16 protein-coding genes are annotated in these 14,336 nt (G+C 62.6%); 8 read left to right on the forward strand and 8 right to left on the reverse strand.

Going from position 1 to position 14,336, the window contains the following annotated elements; translation table 11 throughout:
* Positions 1-245: 245 nt before the first annotated feature.
* A complete protein-coding gene (locus tag K5X80_RS00875; RefSeq protein WP_222558995.1) occupies positions 246-1,067 on the forward strand; it encodes an SDR family NAD(P)-dependent oxidoreductase in 822 nt (273 codons plus the stop codon).
* Between the two features lie 60 nt (positions 1,068-1,127).
* Here K5X80_RS00875 and K5X80_RS00880 read toward each other — a convergent pair whose 3' ends face one another.
* Positions 1,128-1,301, reverse strand: a complete 174-nt coding sequence (locus K5X80_RS00880) for a hypothetical protein (RefSeq protein WP_222558996.1) — start codon at positions 1,299-1,301, stop codon at positions 1,128-1,130.
* A gap of 78 nt (positions 1,302-1,379) precedes the next feature.
* Between K5X80_RS00880 and K5X80_RS17270 the strand changes: the two genes are divergently transcribed.
* Positions 1,380-1,625 carry a helix-turn-helix domain-containing protein gene (locus K5X80_RS17270; RefSeq protein ID WP_261390584.1) on the forward strand — a complete coding sequence of 82 codons (246 nt, stop codon included), beginning with the start codon at positions 1,380-1,382 and terminating at the stop codon, positions 1,623-1,625.
* A 111-nt stretch (positions 1,626-1,736) separates the two neighbouring features.
* On the opposite strand, the gene K5X80_RS00890 is transcribed toward K5X80_RS17270, so the two are convergent.
* From K5X80_RS00890 to K5X80_RS00900, 3 genes are all read right to left on the reverse strand, one after another.
* On the reverse strand, positions 1,737-2,930 hold the full coding sequence (locus K5X80_RS00890) for an aromatic ring-hydroxylating oxygenase subunit alpha (protein WP_222558998.1): 1,194 nt from the start codon (positions 2,928-2,930) through the stop codon (positions 1,737-1,739).
* A 249-nt stretch (positions 2,931-3,179) separates the two neighbouring features.
* Positions 3,180-3,644, reverse strand: coding sequence for an Lrp/AsnC family transcriptional regulator (locus K5X80_RS00895; protein ID WP_222558999.1), 465 nt, complete (start codon positions 3,642-3,644; stop codon positions 3,180-3,182).
* Positions 3,641-4,102, reverse strand: a complete 462-nt coding sequence (locus K5X80_RS00900) for an Lrp/AsnC family transcriptional regulator (protein WP_222559000.1) — start codon at positions 4,100-4,102, stop codon at positions 3,641-3,643. Before K5X80_RS00900 ends, K5X80_RS00895 begins: the two co-directional genes overlap by 4 nt.
* Positions 4,103-4,497: 395 nt before the next feature.
* Here K5X80_RS00900 and K5X80_RS00905 point away from each other — a divergent pair, with 395 nt between their 5' ends.
* From K5X80_RS00905 to K5X80_RS00925, 5 genes are all read left to right on the forward strand, one after another.
* Positions 4,498-5,715: an aminotransferase-like domain-containing protein gene (locus K5X80_RS00905; protein ID WP_222559001.1), complete on the forward strand. Its 1,218-nt coding sequence runs from the start codon at positions 4,498-4,500 to the stop codon at positions 5,713-5,715.
* Positions 5,712-6,560, forward strand: coding sequence for an SMP-30/gluconolactonase/LRE family protein (locus K5X80_RS00910; protein WP_222559002.1), 849 nt, complete (start codon positions 5,712-5,714; stop codon positions 6,558-6,560). The genes K5X80_RS00905 and K5X80_RS00910 overlap by 4 nt, the downstream gene beginning before the upstream one ends.
* Positions 6,557-7,765 carry an acyl-CoA dehydrogenase family protein gene (locus tag K5X80_RS00915; RefSeq protein WP_222559003.1) on the forward strand — a complete coding sequence of 403 codons (1,209 nt, stop codon included), beginning with the start codon at positions 6,557-6,559 and terminating at the stop codon, positions 7,763-7,765. The genes K5X80_RS00910 and K5X80_RS00915 overlap by 4 nt, the downstream gene beginning before the upstream one ends.
* 70 nt (positions 7,766-7,835) lie before the next feature.
* Complete coding sequence (locus tag K5X80_RS00920) at positions 7,836-8,549, forward strand: EthD domain-containing protein (RefSeq protein WP_222559004.1); 714 nt, start codon at positions 7,836-7,838, stop codon at positions 8,547-8,549.
* A 44-nt stretch (positions 8,550-8,593) separates the two neighbouring features.
* Positions 8,594-9,694 carry a Rieske 2Fe-2S domain-containing protein gene (locus tag K5X80_RS00925; RefSeq protein WP_222559005.1) on the forward strand — a complete coding sequence of 367 codons (1,101 nt, stop codon included), beginning with the start codon at positions 8,594-8,596 and terminating at the stop codon, positions 9,692-9,694.
* Between the two features lie 16 nt (positions 9,695-9,710).
* Here K5X80_RS00925 and K5X80_RS00930 read toward each other — a convergent pair whose 3' ends face one another.
* The 3 genes from K5X80_RS00930 to K5X80_RS00940 form a co-directional block, all read right to left on the reverse strand.
* Positions 9,711-10,628 carry a PaaI family thioesterase gene (locus K5X80_RS00930; protein WP_222559006.1) on the reverse strand — a complete coding sequence of 306 codons (918 nt, stop codon included), beginning with the start codon at positions 10,626-10,628 and terminating at the stop codon, positions 9,711-9,713.
* A gap of 250 nt (positions 10,629-10,878) precedes the next feature.
* A complete protein-coding gene (locus K5X80_RS00935; RefSeq protein WP_222559007.1) occupies positions 10,879-11,793 on the reverse strand; it encodes an alpha/beta hydrolase in 915 nt (304 codons plus the stop codon).
* 122 nt (positions 11,794-11,915) lie between these two features.
* Complete coding sequence (locus tag K5X80_RS00940; protein ID WP_222559008.1) at positions 11,916-13,064, reverse strand: LLM class flavin-dependent oxidoreductase; 1,149 nt, start codon at positions 13,062-13,064, stop codon at positions 11,916-11,918.
* Positions 13,065-13,173: 109 nt separating this feature from the next.
* On the opposite strand from K5X80_RS00940, the gene K5X80_RS00945 reads away from it, so the two are divergent.
* On the forward strand, positions 13,174-13,824 hold the full coding sequence (locus K5X80_RS00945) for a TetR/AcrR family transcriptional regulator (RefSeq protein ID WP_222559009.1): 651 nt from the start codon (positions 13,174-13,176) through the stop codon (positions 13,822-13,824).
* A 16-nt stretch (positions 13,825-13,840) separates the two neighbouring features.
* Here K5X80_RS00945 and K5X80_RS00950 read toward each other — a convergent pair whose 3' ends face one another.
* Positions 13,841-14,326, reverse strand: a complete 486-nt coding sequence (locus K5X80_RS00950; RefSeq protein WP_222559010.1) for a VOC family protein — start codon at positions 14,324-14,326, stop codon at positions 13,841-13,843.
* Positions 14,327-14,336 lie beyond the last annotated feature (10 nt).

Genomic DNA, 14,336 nt, shown 5'->3' on the forward strand with positions numbered 1-14,336 from the left:
CGGTGAAACACCGCGCCCTTGTCAGGTGCTGCCTGCTCGCATCCCGCTTGCATCGGCCGGGGGCTGCCTCTCCGCCCCGGACGCAAACGACGATTGAAACGAAGTTTCTATATTACAATCTCTTAACCAGCAACAATTGTGCATTCACCTTGTAAAACACCGGTATTGAATACCGTTCCGGGGTGGATTGACGCGGCCGGAACCAATCCACGATAAGCCACCGCACACCATTGGGAGGAACAGGCATGAGCAGGCTGGATGGCCGGGTGGCCCTGGTCGCAGGGGCGAGCCGGGGTATGGGGCAAGGCTGCGCCATCGAACTCGGCGCGGCGGGGGCTTTCGTCTATCTGCTGGGCCGCACCACGGGCAGCCCCGGCGATGGCCGCACCGATACGCTGGCCCATACGCTGGAAACCATCCAAGCCTTGGGCGGAGCAGGAAAAGCCATCGCCTGCGATTGCGCCGACCCGCAGCAACTGGCTGCTGCGATTGCGGAGATCGAGCGGGAGTGGGGGCGGCTGGATGTGATCGTCAACAGCGTCTTTTCCACTCCGACTTTCCCCGGCATGATCGGCAAACGGATTTGGGAAGTTCCGGACGACCTGTGGCACAGCGTGGTGGAAGTGCCCGGGCGGGCCGCCTATTTCACCATCGCGCATGCTGCACGACTGATGATGCGATCGGCCAGCGCCGCCGTGCCGGGGCTGATCGTCAACATTTCCGGGCGCGGGGCCCTGCGTTACCGCTACAACACGGCCTATGGCATCGGCAAAGCGGCCATTGCCCGCCTGAGTCACGACACCGCACTCGAACTGGAACCGCATCACGTGGCGGTGATGGCGGTTTGGCCCAACGGATATGCCGCCGATCCGAGCAAGCCGGAAACGCCGCGCTATACCGGGCGGGCCGTGGTGGCGCTGGCGGCCGATCCGCACGTGATGGCTCGCAGCGGCACCCATATGTGGTCAGCCGAAGCAGGCGCGACATACGGCTTCACCGACGAATTCGGCCACAGCCACGAAGTCAGCACGCTGACCGACCAGTACAGCCTCGAACACGAAGCCTGAGCATGACCTCCTGAAAGGGGTGAGGAGTGGCGGCTGGCGGCGGCGAAGCAGCCATCGCAATCAATCCCCGCGCGCATCGTTCCGAACGCCTTCCTGCTCCCGGTCGGCGTAGAGCTTCTGCAACGGTGTCAGGCGATCGCCGAGTTCTTCGCGCAGGTGCACGGCCAGGCGATAGGCAAGTTCCCGAATAGCATCGTCCGTCAACCCCAACCGGCTTTTCGCATCATCGGCCATGTGTTTACCCCCAATGGCAATGGCACATAGTAATATGCAAAAAATGCATATGCAATCTCTGCATGTACTTCAATGGGAATGTCGAAATCGGCTTTCTCAAAAACCCACGCGGTTCTCGTCCAGACGCTTATCGACGCGCGGCGGGAAAAAGGCATATTGCAAGCCGATCTCGCCCGGCGCCTGGGCAAAGATCAAAGCTTTATCAGCCGGATAGAAGGGGGGCAGCGGCGGGTGGATATGGTCGAATTCCTCGAATACGCCGAAGCATTGGGAATCGAGCCGCGGCAGTTGTTCACCGCTTTCATGGATGCGCTGCAACGCTGAAGCAGCGCCGCATGCGAGGTCGCACTCGCAAGCAAAAAGAAACCCGGCCACCCTTCGAAGGCTGACCGGGTCGATATGTTCCTGTCTATCGTTCTGTTTTCAAACAGGTGCCTATTCGGCGGCCTGCCGCAGCTTCTTGCCTCTTTCCGCCGCCAACGCGGCTTCGACATCGTGGCCGATCAGGCGGTCGTAATTGCGATGCATGCGCGAAACGTTCTGTTCGCGGCGCCCGAAGATGAGCGTTGGCACCGCGCCCCCTTCCATCATGACCTGCGAATTGGACTGGGCTTTCATATCCTCATCCATCGCGACCTGGATCAGCATGTCGGCGACATAGTCATCCCGCTGGCGTTCTTCCTCGGTCGGCGTGTGGCCCCAGCCATAAACGCGGAAGATGTAATCGCATTCGCCGGGCTCATTGCCCGGATCGCTGCGCTGGAAGAAACCGATCATTTCGCCCACACCGACCACGGTGTTGGGGAAAATCGCGTTGGTGGTCGAGAAATTGCAATATTCCGGCCACTGGTCTTCCGGCAGGTCCTTCAATTCCTTGATCGAAGGCTGAGTGGTGATCAGCGTGTGATGCAGCCCGCAATCGAGATGGAGAAATTGCGGCAGCGTCATCGGGCCGACCGTGTTGGGATGGAGGAACGGCACGTGATAGCCTTCCACACCGCCATCGACCGCGTGCTTCCAGTTGATCCGCGCCTTGGTGCGGAATTCCTTGATGAACCGCAGGTTCTCATAATGATAACCGGCGATCACATCCTTCATCGGACCCATGAATTCGTCGAAATCGAGTTCGCCATCGGGCTGCGGATGGATGAGGATCAGCCCCACTTCCTCATGCACCGGCAGAGCGATCAGGCCGCGATCTTCCAGCAATCCGTCGAAAGCGTCACGGCTCGGCACCCCGATCAGATCGCCATGTGAATTGAACGTCCAGGCATGATAGGGGCACGTGAAGGTATGGCCATGGCCGCAACCTTCGGCCAGTTGCACCCCGCGATGGCGGCAGGCATTGAGGAACGCGCGCGCCTTGCCATCCTTGCCGCGAGTCAGCAGGATCGGCTTGCCCGCCAGTTCGGTGGCGTAATAGTCACCGTTCTTGGGAATGTCCGCGGTGTAGGCGATCACTTGCGGGCGGTTGTGGAAGAACTCTTCCTTTTCCTTCAGGAAACGTTCCTTGTCGGTGAAGCGACCGATATCCGCTTCCCAAGCCGGCTCGTCCCCGTATTCGGTTTCGTTCCGGTCGATCATTTCCAGCAATTGCTTCGCGATCGCGATGCGCTGCGCACGTTCCATGGCATCCTCTCCTCAGGGCGGCACGATTCTTATGGCGCCTGCCTCTGCGTGCCATCTATCTCGCCATCCCGCGGCGCGGTCAATAGTTTAGGCCCTAAATAAATTCGAAAAGCGCAAAAATCCGGGCCTTTCAGCGGGATCGACAAACAGCGAGGAGGACCCTTTCCCGGGTGCTGGCAAGGCAGAACCGCGATACAGGCACATATTTAGGCACGAATCAGGCTACAGGGTCGTGCGGCGGGAGCCCGGCTAGTCGACAATGGCGCACTTGCCATAAAGGTGCTTCCGCATGCCATAACCCAAAGTCCAGCGAATCTCTCCGATGCCCGGAATATTGCGGACTTTCTCATGAATGAAACGGGCCAGATCGCCGGAATCGCCCGCAAGCGTGATGGCCAGCACATCCGCCCGCCCCAGCATGGTCGAAACGAACGTGATTTCCGGTATCGCCTTCAAAGCGGCAACCACGTCCTGCGTCGCCTCCCGCGAGGCGAGATCGATCCACAGAAACGCGGGGAAGCGATCGTGCAGCGCCGCATTGGTGATCACCGCCATGCGCACCGCACCCGCATCGTGCAAGCGTTTGACCCGCGTCCGCACCGCGCCTTCCGAAACATCCAGTTCGCGCGCAATCTGCCGCATGCTGGTGCGCGCATCCTCGCCCAGGCGGGCGATGATCCGGCGATCGAGATCGTCAAGGTGGATCGGCTTCATGTGAACGGCACCCACTGGTATTCGTGCTTGGAAATGCGGGTGGCAATGCCGGGGGCCATCGCCATGATCCCCTCGATCCGCCCGATCCTGTCCTCCAGCACGGCGGTCAGTTCGCCAAGGCTGCGCGCCAGAACCTGGATTTCGAGATCGTATTCACCCGCGACGAGGATCACGATCTGCACCTCCTCGATCAGCGCGATATCGTCAGCCACATCTTCGGGCGGGCGGCCTTTGACCTTGATCCCGACGGCCGCGAGGAAATCGTACCCGTCCGCCGCGAGATCAAGCATGAGCACGACCTTGGCGAGCTTTTCCTCATCCAGCCGCCGCAGATGGCGCGCGACGCTACGTTCCGAAACGCCAATCCGGCGCGCCAGTTCGAGATTCGACATCAGGCCATCAGCGCGCAAAAGCGCGATAATCTGTTCATCGATTGGCGTGAGTTTCGCCTCGCTCATCGCATGCTCTCTCCCTTCGTGCCATCCGTCATGCGCATAGATGCGGGAAAAGCGGATGGGGAGTCATGATTCATCATCTCACTCCGCGCCGTTCTACGCAATCCGGACAAGCGAATGCTTACCGGTGGCCCATCCAACAGATACGCGCCACCTACCACGCTTTAAAATGCGCATTACAGACAGGAATGCACGATATTTGTCCGTATAGCGCATTTCTACTTGCCATATATCGCACGATACAGCATTTTCCCCCGCAGCGAGTCGGGCATAAGGCCCGCGGAATGGAGAGGATGCCAAGGTAACCGGGCAAGCGGCCAATCAGCGCCGGTTCCCCGCAGGCCTTGCATCCATGGTGATAGCGGCGCGCAACTGCCGCGCGGAAGGGATAGCACACGATGACTGCACCCGTTGAAAGCCTGCGCTCAAATCTTGCCGGCAGCGGCCCGCCGCTGTTCTTTCCCGATCCGGAAGTGCCCGCGGTCTTCAATTTCGATCAGGGCCTCGCCGCCCCCGAAACTTTCCCCCGCGAAGATCTCACCCGCCTCGCCAAGCTGGTGCTGCAACGCGACGGGGCCGAGGTGCTGGACTATTTCGATCCTGACACCGGCTATGAAGAACTCGTCTTCGGCTACAAGGGCCTGCGCGAACAGATCGCCCGGCGGATCGCGGAAAAGCAAGGCGTCGATCTCGGCCCGCGCGGCGTCATCCTGACATCGGGCTCGGTCCAGGGCATTTCGCTCGCCGTTGCCGGATACATCAACAAGGGCGATGTGGTGGTCGTCGAAGCCGCGTCCTTCCCTTATGCGCTGCGCTTCATGGAAATGGCGGGGGCGGATATCCGCACCGTGCCGGTGGACGACAACGGTATGGATGTCGATGCGCTGGCCGAAATCCTGCGAGCGGAAGGCGGGCGAGTGAAGATGGTCTATACCATCCCCACATTCCAGACGCCGACCGCCACCGAAATGTCGCTCCCCCGGCGCAAGCAGTTGCTGGCGCTGGCGAAGGAGCACAGCTTCCTCATCATGGAAGACAACGTCTATGGCGACCTGCGCTTTGCCGGTGAAGATCTGCCGACTTTGCTGAGTCTGGACGATACCGGGCTGGTGATCCAGTGCGGCAGCTTCTCGAAAATCGTCGCCCCGGCGCTCCGGCTCGGCTGGATCGCCGGGCAGCCCAAGGCGATAGAGGCCCTGGCCGCGGTCCGGCAGGATCTCGGTGTCGGGCAATGGCTGGCGCGGGTGATGGCGGAATATCTCGCCGAAGGGCTGCTCGATCCGCATATCGCCAAAGCCAATCTGGTCTATAAGTCGAAGGCCGAAACCGCTTCGCGCACGCTGCGGGAACGGTGCGGCGATTTCGTCCGCTTCACCGATCCGCAAGGCTCGTTCTACCTCTGGGTGGAGATCGACGAGCGGATCGACTGGGACAAGGCCGCCAAGCTGGCGGAGCGGGAAGGGATTTTCTTCCGGCCAGGCGAACGGTTCATGAATGACACCGGCGGGCGCCAGTTCCTCCGTCTCGCCTACAGCCATGTGAGCGAGGACGTGATCGCACGCGGGCTGGAAACGCTGGGCGACATCCTGCGCCAATGCGCGCGGGTCCCGGCATGAGCGCACCACGCACGCTGGCAAGCGGGTTCGCCTTTCCCGAAGGGCCGCGCTGGCATCAGGGGCAATTGTGGTTTTCGGACCAGCACGATGGCGCGGTGATCGTGCTCGATCCCGATGGCACGGTGGTGGAACGCATCGCCGTGCCCGGCGGCCCATCGGGCATGGGCTGGATGCCGGACGGGACGCTGCTCGTCACTTCGATGCACGAGCGGCGCCTCTATCGCCGCGATGCGGAAGGCCAGCTGGCGGTGCAGGCCGACCTTTCTCCGTTTCACCCCGGCCACAGCAACGACATGGTGGTGGACGCCGCAGGCCGCGCCTATGCGGGCAATATCGGTTATGACTTCAACGGCGGCGAGGAACCACGCCCGACCTGTATCGCCGCCATCGCACCGGACGGCACGGCGACGATTGCGGCCGACGCGCTCGATTGCCCCAACGGCACCGTCATCACGCCCGATGGCAAGACGCTGATCGTCGCGGAATCGATGGGCAACCGTCTAACCGCGTTCGACATCGCCGGCGACGGCACCCTGTCCAACCGGCGCGTCTTCGCCCAGCTTGGCGATCATATCCCCGATGGCATCTGCCTCGATGCCGAAGGGGCGATCTGGGCCGCATCCCCTTATGCCGGGCAGGTGATCCGCGTGCGCGAAGGCGGGGCGATCGTGGACAGCGTGACAATCGCCGGGGCCAAGCCTTATGCCTGCATGCTGGGCGGCGCGGACGGCTGCGATCTCTACATCTGCTGCGCCAGCGATCACAATCCGCAGGTGACAGTGAAAGACCGCACCGGCCGCATCGACGTGGCCCGCGTGGCCGTGCCGGGGGCAGGCAGGCCATGAGCAGCCAACCCATACCCCTTGCGGCCGACACGATCCCTTCGCCCGCGGAACTCGTCGCCCGCGCGCGCGCGCTGATCCCCATGCTGGCCGAACGGGGCGAACGGCAGGATGCGGCCTGCCGCATCCTCGACGAAACGATGGCGGACCTGCACGATGCCGGCCTGTTCCGCATTCTCCAGCCGCGCCAATGGGGCGGCTACGAACTGGGGCCGGAAACCTTCTACGCGGTGCAGATGGCGCTGGCCGAAGGGGATGTCTCGACCGCATGGGTCTATGGCATCCTCTCGGTCCACAGCTTCCATCTCGCGCTGTTCGATCCACGCGCGGCGGCAGACGTGTGGGGCGCAAACGAGCGGGCGCTGGTCGCCTCGCCTTATGCCCCCGGGTCTGCGGTGCCCGATGGCGATGGCTACCGCCTGACCGGGCATTGGCGCTTCTCCAGCGGGTGCGAACACAGCGACTGGATCTTCCTTGGCGGGGTGATCGACCGGGGCGCGCCGATCACCAATTTCCACGAAGCGGATTACCGCACCTTCCTGCTGCCGCGCGGCGATTTCGAAATCGTCCGCACCTGGCGCACCACCGGGCTGAAAGGCACGGGAAGCCACGATATCGTGGTCGATGGCGCATTCGTGCCCGAATATCGCACGCACCGCATGTCCGATGCGGCGGCGGGCACCAATCCGGGGCTGGGGCCGGACAATCCGCTCTACCGCTATCCTTATTGGCAGGTGTTCCTACGCTCCGTCTCCACCTCTGCCATCGGCGGGTTGCAGGGTATGGTCGACGCCTTCATCCGCTACGGCTCCGCCCGCACGGGCAGCTCCGGCGTGCCCACCGCCGCCGATCCCGATGCCGCGCTGGCACTGGCCGAAGCGGTGGCCGCGATTGCCGAGATGAAAGGCACGCTGGAACGCAATTTTGCGCGCATGGCCGAGGGGGTGGCAGGCGGCGAACCACTTTCGGAGCATGAGCGGCGGTTGTTCAAGTTCCAGGCCGCCATGGTGCCGCAACGCTGCCTCGATCTCGCATCGCGGCTGTTCACGGCGAGCGGGGGGACTGGCGTGTTCGCCAGTCAGCCGTTCGGCCGGTTTTACAACGATTTGATGGTGATGGGGAACCACTTCGCCAACCAGTATCGCCCTGTCGGGCGCAAATGGGGCGAAGCGATGATGGGCCTGCCCAATCACGATCCGGTACTGTGATGCGGGCTGTGCCTTGGGCCTGCCCCACCCCTGCAAGCCCGGTGCAACGATAGAACGAGGGAACTGAGACATGGAAAAGGCGGTCTATGCCCTGTGGCATGATGGCGCACAGAGCCGCGAAGCGTTCAACGCCGTGCTGCGCGGCCCGGTGGCGGAGCGGCTTGTGGCCGAAGGCGTGCGCGGGCTGCGGCTCAACCTGATCGACGATCATGTGGCCCCCGCCGCCGGGCTGGTGCAGGCTCGGACCAGGCCGCAGATGCAGGCGGTGGTGCAGGTCTGGCTCGACTGCGCGCATGACGAATTCCGGGCCGGTATCGATGCCGTTCTCGAAAGCGCCTCGGCCCGCATGGCGGCGTGGCTGGTCACCGAATCCCAGCCCATCGTCAACACTCTGCACCCGCCGCAACAGGGCCAGCGGACGGAGGGGTTTTCTGAACTCGTCTTCCTTACCCGCCCGGCGCATCTGACGTATGAAGGCTGGCGAAAAATCTGGCATGAAAGCCATACCCGCGTCGCCATCGATACGCAGAGCACGTTCGAATACATCCAGAATACCATCGTGCGCCCGCTGACCTACGCCGCCGCACCCTATGATGCGATGATCGAGGAATGTTTCCCCGCCGCCGCGATGGACCAGCCGGAAGCGTTTTACGATGCGGTGGGCGATGCCGCGCGGCACAAGCGCCATCACGATGCGATGATGGAAAGCTGCCATCGCTTCATCGATTACCGGCGGATCGATGTGATACCCACCAGCCAGTACGATATCAAACCCCTGTTCTGACCGGCACAGACCCAGCGGCACAGGCCCAGGCGGAGAAAAGCACCATGGCACAGACAGCAGATTACAGCCTCGGCCCGCATACGTTCCCGCGCGGCTGGTTCATGATCGCCCGCGCGGACGAACTGGCGGCCAAACCGTTGCCGTTGCGCTATTTCGCGCGCGATTTCGTGCTCTATCGCGGGGAAAGCGGGCGCCCCTATCTGGTCGATGCCTATTGCCCCCACGCAGGTGCGCATCTGGCGAAGAACAGCACGTCCTATATCGTGCGCGACGGGGAACAGGTGGAAGGCGAAGCGATCCGTTGCCCGTTCCACGGCTGGCGCTTCGGCCCCGATGGTCAGTGCGACGATATCCCCTATGGCCCCTGCGTGATTCCGAAGGCCGCGCGGATCAAGACCTGGCCGGTGGAAGAGTGTGGCGGGATTATCTGGATGTGGTTCGACGAGGAAGGGGGCGAACCCGATATGGCCCTGCCCCCCTTTGCCGAATGGGATATGGGCGATCAGGGCTGGGTCCGCTGGCAGCTCGACGATTTCGGGCAACTGGCCACGCATCCCACGGAAATCGTCGATAACATGGCCGATATCGGCCACATGTCCCCGATTCACGGCAGCCGCAACCTGATCTATTTCGACAACGAATTCGCCGGAACCAAAGTCAGCCAAAGCTTCTGGGCCGGGCACCGCACGCTGGTGGACAACGATCCCGACGCCGTGCTCAGCAGCGAGGCGTTCTATACCGGCCCGGCCATCCTGCAGGCGCGGCTGGGCGGGCAGCATCCCTCTGTCATGGTGATTGCGCATACCCCGGTGGAAGACGGGGTGATCCGCATGCACCACGGGCTGATGGTGAAAATCTCGGACAAACAGCCCACCGCCGAAGAACTGGCCATGGCCCGCGCCTATCAGGAGGCAAGCCGCGATGCGCTGGCGCAGGATGTCGAAATCTGGATGAACAAGCGCCCGGCGATCAGCATCATGCAGGTGTCATGCGATGGCCCGTTCGGCAAAGTGCGGGTGTGGTATCAGCAGTTCTACAATCCGCGCGCCAAGGCCGGGGTCTATCAGGCCCGTGTCGATGGGCGCGAAATCCGTATCGGCGAATCCCGGCCCGCAGGCGCGCTGGAGATCGCCGAAATGGTGTGAAGCGGGGTAGGAACCTCTACCCCTCCTCCCCCTCCGGCACCTGCCGCAGCATGAAGTGGCCATAGGCCGACGCGATCGGCTTGGTCGGATCGTCCTGCCATGCGCGCGCCTCGAATGCCACGATCCGCCGCCCCTGGCGGACGATGGAAACGCTGGCGTAGGTATCGACCGGGCGGCCGGAACGCAGGTAGTTGATCGTCAAGCCGATCGGTTTGGGCTGTGCCACCACTTCCAGCTGCCGCCGCATCTTGTGCATGGCGGCGGTTTCGAGGAACGCGCCGATCAGCCCGCCATGAATCGCGGGGAGATAGGCATTGCCGATAATCCGCTTCGAAAAGCGCATGATCGCGATCCCCGGTTCCAGCGCGTCGATACCAAGGCAGCGGGCAAAAGGGCTGACCGCGAAGGGGCTGGTCGGATCGTCCGGCGTTTCGAGCGAAACAAGGTCCTGAAAGTCCGAAAGATCGGCCTTCGCGGCATCCATCGTGGTGGAATTGATCATGAAACAACCGGTGGCGGTGGCGACGGGATTGTTTTCGTCATCCTCGTACGCCGTCGCCCGGACGAAAGCGATGGAGCGGGTGATGCTGTAGCACATCGCATGGGCTTTCAGTTCCATCCCCGGCGTTGAGGCACGCTGGTAATCGATCCTGAGGTCGAGCGTCGCAATGGGCGTGCGCCCATCGAGCGCCAGTTGCACCGCCATGCCGCAGGTTTCGTCGAGCAGCGTCGTCACCACCCCGCCGTGCAGCACTCCGGTATCGGCATAGCCGACGAATTCAGGGCGATAAGGCAGCGTCGCCCAGGCTTCACCAGGCGCTTTGCGCACGACCTGCATTCCGGCCAAACGCCCGAAGTAGGAATGCCCGCCATCGGTCCGCTTCATGACCTCGTCGAATTCCGGGGTCGGTGCGCTGCCTGCGGTCATCGCCATGCTGTGTTCCTGCTTTCTCAACTGCTTGCCGGATCGCCCTGCACCGCAGGTCGATCCGGCGGCGAAGGTTAAAAACTCAGACTCAAGTCCAACATCAGCCACCCCAAGCCGTCAAGCGGAATGTGGCGGAAGCAACAAGCATGCTTGCGTACCCAAATCGCTCTGAACTTGTTCAGCATGGACGGAACGGGGATAGTAAAATCGCCGCTCTATGGGAACGGTGCGCCGATGAAGCGCCGCGCCACCCGCGTCAGGCGAAAGTGCGCCGGATCACTTCGCCCGCTTTCTCCACTGCCTGGTCGGCTTCGGCGATCGTGCCGAACATGCTGGCGAAGCCATGGAAAACGCCGGGATATTCGATGTATTCAGCGGCGATGCCCGCATCCTGCAACTGGCGTGCATAGAGCCTGCCGCCATCGCGCAAGGGATCGCATTCGGCGGTCATGATCGTGGCCGCGGGCAAGCCGGACAGATCGGCGGCGCGCGACGGCGAAGCCCAGGGATGCGCCCGGTCCGCCGGATCCGGGAGATAGGCATTGAGGCACAGTTCGGAAAAGTCGCGATCGAGGAAATAGCCTTCGTCGTATTCGCGGGCGGAAGGGAAATCCGTAACCATGTCGGTGCCGGGATAGATCAGCAACTGGTGGGCGATAGCCGGCCCGCCTTCATCGCGAATGCGCGCGGCGGTGACGGTGGCAAGAGTGCCGCCCGCGCTGTCGCCCGCCAGCATCATCCGCGCGGTATCCAGCCCGTATTGCGCGCCGTTTTCCGCCACCCAGCGCGCGGCGGTGAGCGCATCGTCCACCGCCGCCGGGAAGACGTGTTCGGGCGCCAGGCGATAATCGACCGAGACCACCGCGCATGCGCCCAGCCGGGCGAGGCGGCTGCAGAGCCGTTCGTGGCTGTCGATCCCGCAGGCGATATAGCCGCCACCGTGGTAGAACGCGACGACCGGCTCCGCCGCGCCCGCTTCTTCCCGCCGGTAGATTCGCGCGGGGACGCCTCCGGCATCGACATCCTGCATCGTCACCCGGTCCGCCGGATCGGCAGGCTGCACCATCTGCGCGCTGTAAGCGCGGAACTCCTGCGCCGTGAGCCCCTGCATCGACGGCATGTTGGCGTTCATGAATGCAAGGATACCGGCGGAGGTTTCGTTAAGCGGCATGGGGCATGTCCTGTCTGAAAGGGATGATGCGCGATCAGCCCGTTTTCCAATCTTATCGTCATCCCCGCCGCACGGCGGGGATGACGCAAAGCATTTGCGTAACCGGGCGAGCGAGAAAACCCCTAGGCCACTTTGGCCTTGGCTTCCTTTTCGCGGAAATGGGGAATGATCGTTTCGCCCAGATGGCGAAGCGTTTCCATGATCGCTTCGTGCGGGACGGTGCCCATCTGCATCAGCATCAGGCATTCGTCGGCCCCTGCCGCTTCCAGCCGTTCGAGATAGGCGATGGCATCCTGCGGCGTGCCATAGGCATGATCGACGTTGTACATATCGGTCGCGGCCGAAGTCACCGGAATCTTCGCTTCGTGAAGATAAGCCACTAGTGCTTCTTCTTCCTGCTTCACTTCGGCAACGTGGCGGTCTGCGTCCAGATCATCCACGTGGATATCGGGCTTGCCGCCGCCGCCATACCAGTGGTGGATCGCCTGAGCGAAGAAGCGCTGTCCGCGCAGACCAATACGCCGCGCCTTTTCCCGGTCGTCGCCAACGATGATCGGGCAACCGACCGCGAGGTATTCGTTAGGGAAGTAGCCCACCTGATCGGCCGGATTACGGTTGGCGAACGCTTCGCGATAAATCCGGTTGAGTTCCGCCGTTTCTTCCGGCGAGCTGAAACCCAGCACCATACCGCCCAGCCCGCGCGAACCGGCGACCTTGAGCGATTCCGCCCGCGTCGCCGCCATGAACATCGGCGGGTGCGGGTCCTGATAGGGCTTGGGATGGATCGGGCGGCGTGGGATCTTGATGTATTTCCCGTCATGCTCGATCTCGTCCTCCACCATGATCTTGGGGATGAGATACATGCTCTCGTCGATCATCGGCTGCAGTTCGTCGAGGCGGTAGCCGAACGTGCCCGCTTCCTGTTCCGTTCCGCCCTTGCCGATACCGAAATTGACGCGCCCGCGCGAAAGGATGTCCAGCGTGGCCACGCGTTCGGCGACTTTCACCGGGTGATTCATCATCGGCGGCAAGCAGACGACGCCATGGCCGATGCGGATGCGGCTGGTCTTGCCCGCCACGAAAGCCAGGAAGCTTTCCGGCGCGGACATGTGGGCATATTGGGTCAGCGCGTGGTGTTCCACTGCCCAAACCCCATCCAGCCCCATTTCCTCGGCATAAACGGCTTGTTCGACCGCTTCGAAGAAGGTGCGTTGTTCGGATTCGCGCGAGGTATCCACCATCTGCGCTTCAAAGCAGATCGAAAACTTCATACGGACCACTCCCAGTGATGTTTATAGCGTTTTTATATCATGCTATAAATACGAGTCAATCGAGAGGCCAGGGCCGACAAACTGGCGAAAAAACGTGAGGGACAAGCGCATGAAGACCCGGCCTCATTCCGGCGCGGAAAGGCGAAAGCAGGCGATTCTGACCGCTGCGCGGGCGATGCTGAACCGCGAACCGCTGTCCATGCGCCGTCTGGCGGAAGCCGCCGGCGTCAGCCAGGCGACGCCTTACAACCTGTTCGGCAGCAAGCGGCAGATCTTCGTCGAACTCTACGCGCTGCAACGCGGGGAACTAGGCGCACGGCTGGCGGCGAGCGAACAGCCCCACGCTTTCGCGCGGATGCTCCACGCCATCCACCTGTTCGGGCAGGAACTGGAGGCCGAGCCGGCATTTTTCCGCGCGATGATGGCGATGATCTATGCCAGCCCCGACGATACCCCCCCGGCGGAGGCAATCGAACCCGGCGCGGCCTTCTGGCTCGATCTGGTTCGCAACATCCAGACGGAAGGACTGATCGCCTCCGCCATCAATCCCGACGCTTTCACTGCCCATTTCGTCTATCTGTTGAGCGGGGCGACGATCGACTGGATCAACCACCGCGTCAGCGTGCGCCAATGGGAAACCATGGTCGGATACGGCCTGACACTGGCCACTCTCGCCGTGGCGTCGCCCCCATTCCGCGCCGAACTTAGCGAACGGATGCAACGCTACGAAAGCGAACTGACCGCTTTTCGCCTGGCCTAGCCCTCGCGCCCACGGATCAGACGGGCGGTTCGCCCACGCGGAATTCGAGCAGCTCCAGCACCAGCGGATCGCCCGGTCTTTCCAGATAGGCATAGGCCGTTTCGGGCGAGATGCGATCGAACCACACCGTTTCGAACCCGACCGAATGCAGTTTGTCCTGCCAGGGTTCGAGATGATCGATCCGGAAGCGCAAGTGGTGCATCCCTTCGCGCCCCTGCTCGATGAAATCGCGATGCGGCGTATCGCCCGCGACCCACTGGATCAGTTCGATTTCCAGATCGCCCAGCCGCCCGAAAGCGTATTTGAGATCATAATCCGTGCGTGGCCCGCCACGATAGGATGCCGCCTGTTCGCCGAAATCGACTTTCTTCATCGGCCCGAACAGCGGATCGTACAGGGCGATTGCCGCATCCATATCGCGCACGACGAAGCCGATCTGATCCGCCCGCGGCAGGCCAAGCTGCGCCGCCAGTTGCTGCCCTTCGGCTGCCAGTTCCGCCATCACATCCTCT

This window comes from Caenibius sp. WL (assembly GCF_019803445.1).
Taxonomy (GTDB): domain Bacteria; phylum Pseudomonadota; class Alphaproteobacteria; order Sphingomonadales; family Sphingomonadaceae; genus Caenibius.

Bases quoted from the DNA above. Each gene is read 5' to 3' on its own strand.
- K5X80_RS00950 (WP_222559010.1), bottom strand. From the start codon at position 14,326: ATGGCGGAACTGGCAGCCGAAGGGCAGCAACTGGCGGCGCAGCTTGGC.
- K5X80_RS00875 (WP_222558995.1), top strand. From the start codon at position 246: ATGAGCAGGCTGGATGGCCGGGTGGCCCTGGTCGCAGGGGCGAGCCGG.
- K5X80_RS00945 (WP_222559009.1), top strand. From the start codon at position 13,174: ATGAAGACCCGGCCTCATTCCGGCGCGGAAAGGCGAAAGCAGGCGATT.
- K5X80_RS00930 (WP_222559006.1), bottom strand. From the start codon at position 10,628: ATGGCGATGACCGCAGGCAGCGCACCGACCCCGGAATTCGACGAGGTC.
- K5X80_RS00880 (WP_222558996.1), bottom strand. From the start codon at position 1,301: ATGGCCGATGATGCGAAAAGCCGGTTGGGGTTGACGGACGATGCTATT.
- K5X80_RS00925 (WP_222559005.1), top strand. From the start codon at position 8,594: ATGGCACAGACAGCAGATTACAGCCTCGGCCCGCATACGTTCCCGCGC.
- K5X80_RS00935 (WP_222559007.1), bottom strand. From the start codon at position 11,793: ATGCCGCTTAACGAAACCTCCGCCGGTATCCTTGCATTCATGAACGCC.
- K5X80_RS00920 (WP_222559004.1), top strand. From the start codon at position 7,836: ATGGAAAAGGCGGTCTATGCCCTGTGGCATGATGGCGCACAGAGCCGC.
- K5X80_RS00905 (WP_222559001.1), top strand. From the start codon at position 4,498: ATGACTGCACCCGTTGAAAGCCTGCGCTCAAATCTTGCCGGCAGCGGC.
- K5X80_RS00940 (WP_222559008.1), bottom strand. From the start codon at position 13,064: ATGAAGTTTTCGATCTGCTTTGAAGCGCAGATGGTGGATACCTCGCGC.
- K5X80_RS17270 (WP_261390584.1), top strand. From the start codon at position 1,380: ATGTCGAAATCGGCTTTCTCAAAAACCCACGCGGTTCTCGTCCAGACG.
- K5X80_RS00890 (WP_222558998.1), bottom strand. From the start codon at position 2,930: ATGGAACGTGCGCAGCGCATCGCGATCGCGAAGCAATTGCTGGAAATG.
- K5X80_RS00915 (WP_222559003.1), top strand. From the start codon at position 6,557: ATGAGCAGCCAACCCATACCCCTTGCGGCCGACACGATCCCTTCGCCC.
- K5X80_RS00900 (WP_222559000.1), bottom strand. From the start codon at position 4,102: ATGAGCGAGGCGAAACTCACGCCAATCGATGAACAGATTATCGCGCTT.
- K5X80_RS00910 (WP_222559002.1), top strand. From the start codon at position 5,712: ATGAGCGCACCACGCACGCTGGCAAGCGGGTTCGCCTTTCCCGAAGGG.
- K5X80_RS00895 (WP_222558999.1), bottom strand. From the start codon at position 3,644: ATGAAGCCGATCCACCTTGACGATCTCGATCGCCGGATCATCGCCCGC.